We start from the raw sequence: 3,089 nt of genomic DNA, 5'->3' as shown, positions 1-3,089 counted from the left end.
AGGTCTGGTGCGAATATTTCAAATATTTCTGAGGCGTTGGGGCATAGCTCTGAAGCAACCACAAAAGCTTACCTTGGTAGTTTCGATGATGATGCCAAAAAAGAAATGGCCAAAGCATTAACTGCGTTTTAATTAAAAAGAGATTGAGTAGAATTTTAATTATAAAAGCTTCAGCATCGACTGAGAAAGAACCGCTTAATTTTTTTGAGATATTTTTTTCATCTCACGCACTTGAAAATGCAAAAAAGTTATTTTACCCAGACCCAAATAACTTTAATGATATAAGAAACAACCCTCCTGTTGAAATTGATACAGAAAAGGAATCTTATACTATCGAGTATGAGGAAATTTTAAATGAAGAAGAATCTCACCTAGATAATTTTTTCCCATTAACAGAAAAAAAGACAAAGACATATTTTTTTGAAGAAGAGTTAAATAAGCGTTTGAGAGAAGAGTTTTATATCTCAACAAAATTGATAAATGAAAATATTATTAACTCCCTTAACAAGTATAAGGCAAAATATTTTTTTGAAAAAATAATAAATGATTGTTTATTTCTGTTCGATCAGATAAACCAAAATGAAAAATTTCATAAATATGCTGATTGCAAAAGGCCAGTTAATGCGATTATTCGATTTGTGTATAAGAAACATAATTGGCTGGCACCAAAGTTTAGTGTTTTTGGAGAAAAATCGAATTTCATAATTGATTTGTTAAACGAGGTAGAAGCTGAAGAAAATAATTATTCAGAACCTCCAATGCTTAAAGGGGGAATTGCAAAAGAAATATTTGAATTAAGGGATCAACAGACAGACGAATTAATATTTGAATTAGAAAATTTTAATAATGATAGAATAATCGACCTTAAGTCTTTTATATACAACCAATTCGATAAAATAACAGCTCCGATTAACTTTATTAGCAATATTGAGGCAGCTCATTATTTGTTAAGATGTATTATCGATAATTCCGAATTAACAATCCCTCGTGTTCAAAAATCTGGTAAGATTTTAGTAAATGGTAAACTTTTTGACAGCGATAACCATAATACCAATGTAAGCCGGTTTAAATCGAAAAATAATCCCCTTAAGCCCATTATTGATCAGATAATAGATAACTCACTGCAAAGCTGAAATCAACTTTCGGAAAAACCTTACTTACTTCCTTACCTGTCACCCTATCACCCCCAAATCAGCTATTAATTTTACAGTGTAATGTTTTACCTGATGTCCGATAGTGGAATAGGGTCGCCAAAAGAACTTACAGTTTTGAATGAATACAATGTTAGAAAAGAAGTATTTCGGAATTGATGCACTGGCTGAGTACATCAATGAATCCAAATCAGCCATTTACAAAAAAACATACAGAAACATGATCCCGTTCATTAAAACGGGCAAAAAGCTCCTGTTCGAGAAAGAGGCCATTGACAAATGGTTGGACCAGTTCAGACAGCCAACCATACAGGAGATCAGGAATGAAGTATTTAACAATTTAAAAACGAAGTAAAATGGAACAAACGAAAATTCAGTGGACCGATTCCACAATAAATTTCTGGAGGGGATGCAAAAAGGTCAGTCCCGGATGCAAATATTGTTACATGTACAGAGATCAAACGAGGTACGGCAGAAATCCGGAAGAGGTAGTAAGGACGAAAAACAACAGTTTTAATCAGGCATTAAAATGGAAGGAGCCCAGAAAAATATTCACGAACAGTTGGTCGGACTTTTTTATCAGTGAGTCAGATATGTGGAGAGATGATGCCTGGGATATCATTAGAAGAACACCCCAACACACATGGCAGATACTTACAAAGAGACCAGATCGTATCAGGCAGAGTTTGCCAGCTGACTGGGGTGATGGATGGGATAATGTGTGGTTAGGTGTATCGGTTGAAAGCCAGGACTATTTCTATCGGGCTTCTATCTTAAGCCAAATACCAGCCAGAACAAGATTTATTTCAGCGGAACCATTGTTGGGCGAGTTGAATCTCTTAAAAGAGGTGGATGGGAAAAAGATCATAGATGATATACACTGGGTTATTATTGGCGGCGAATCTGGAAATGAAACGGGTAAATGGTTATACCGACCCTGCGAATTAAAGTGGTTGGAAAAAATTATAGTTGATTTAAAATCAGAAACAGATGTGGCGGTGTTTAATAAACAATTGGGGACTTGGTTATCAAAGCAACTCGGTTGTAAGGAACGGCACGGGGGCAATATTGAAGAGTGGCCAGAACATCTGCGAGTAAGAGAGTTTCCAAAACATAAAATTTAAAGTTGACGAAAAGACCCAGCTAACCCTACTGCTTTTGGTTGGCTCAGCGGGTCAAAGGATGCAGAAAGCAAAATTTATAAACCGGGGGCATACAATATTATGTGTGCCCCCAATTAAAAAAGGTTATGGAAAATTTAAATGAAGAAATAGTAAAAGAGGTAATTACAGAACAGATTAAATTAGAACACGATGAAAATCAGCAAAGTGAACAAATTAATCAAGGGGTAATAAATTCTACAGATGAGAAAAGTAATCTTGGGCAGTTAAAACTTATTGCGGAAGAGGTAAAAATGGAAGAAAATTGCATCATATCTCACCAGAAAATATTAGCAGAATTACTAATAGGGGTTAAAAAAATAGATTTTCAAGTAAAAGCTGGTTTATCCGATGAAGAAGGGGTATCAAGGCAGCACCTAATTATCATTTCTGTAGAGGAAATACTAAACGTGGCAAAGAAAAGAAGCTGGTCCTTATGCATAAATGATGGGCATGTTTTTATTTATAATGGCGCATTTTGGAAACAATTGACAAAAGAGGAACTGTTTCACTTCTTGGGTAAATCTGCAGAAAATTTAGGTGTGCCTATTTATACAGCCAGGTATTATGCTTTTCGAACTGATCTGGGAAAACAGTTTTTTTCAACTGCTTATATACCCAAACCGGAGAGGAACGGTGATGAAGTATTGATCAATTTGCAAAACGGTACTTATGTAATCAAACAGGAAAAGCAATTTTTACGTGGCTTTGATAGCGCAGATTTTTTAACCTACCAGTTACCTTTTGCTTACCAGCCAGATAAAAAGGCACCAATTTT

Annotated in this window: 4 protein-coding genes; all 4 read left to right on the top strand. The window is 35.1% G+C overall.

All coding sequences use genetic code 11. The features are described 5' to 3' along the window. Window positions 1–143 precede the first annotated feature (143 nt). Window positions 144–1,133 (top strand): hypothetical protein, encoded by a 990-nt coding sequence (locus ABIQ27_RS06170; RefSeq protein ID WP_348032905.1) that lies wholly within the window; start codon window positions 144–146, stop codon window positions 1,131–1,133. 148 nt (window positions 1,134–1,281) lie between these two features. Further along, entirely contained in the window at window positions 1,282–1,506 is a 225-nt protein-coding gene (locus ABIQ27_RS06165) for an excisionase family DNA-binding protein (RefSeq protein WP_348032904.1), read from the top strand. Between the two features lies 1 nt (window position 1,507). Continuing rightward, window positions 1,508–2,275, top strand: a complete 768-nt coding sequence (locus ABIQ27_RS06160) for a DUF5131 family protein (protein ID WP_348032903.1) — start codon at window positions 1,508–1,510, stop codon at window positions 2,273–2,275. Between the two features lie 125 nt (window positions 2,276–2,400). After that, on the top strand, window positions 2,401–3,089 hold a 689-nt coding region (locus ABIQ27_RS06155; protein WP_348032902.1), incomplete at its 3' end, for a hypothetical protein.

Origin of the sequence: Flavobacterium sp. (assembly GCF_039916025.1) — a bacterium.
GTDB lineage: Bacteria > Bacteroidota > Bacteroidia > Flavobacteriales > Flavobacteriaceae > Flavobacterium.
The sequence above is the reverse complement of the archived record's forward strand: the minus strand, read 5'-3'. Positions and strand labels throughout refer to the sequence as shown.

Coding starts and splice junctions, on each gene's coding strand:
- ABIQ27_RS06160 (WP_348032903.1), top strand. CDS start 1,508: ATGGAACAAACGAAAATTCAGTGGACCGATTCCACAATAAATTTCTGG.
- ABIQ27_RS06165 (WP_348032904.1), top strand. CDS start 1,282: ATGTTAGAAAAGAAGTATTTCGGAATTGATGCACTGGCTGAGTACATC.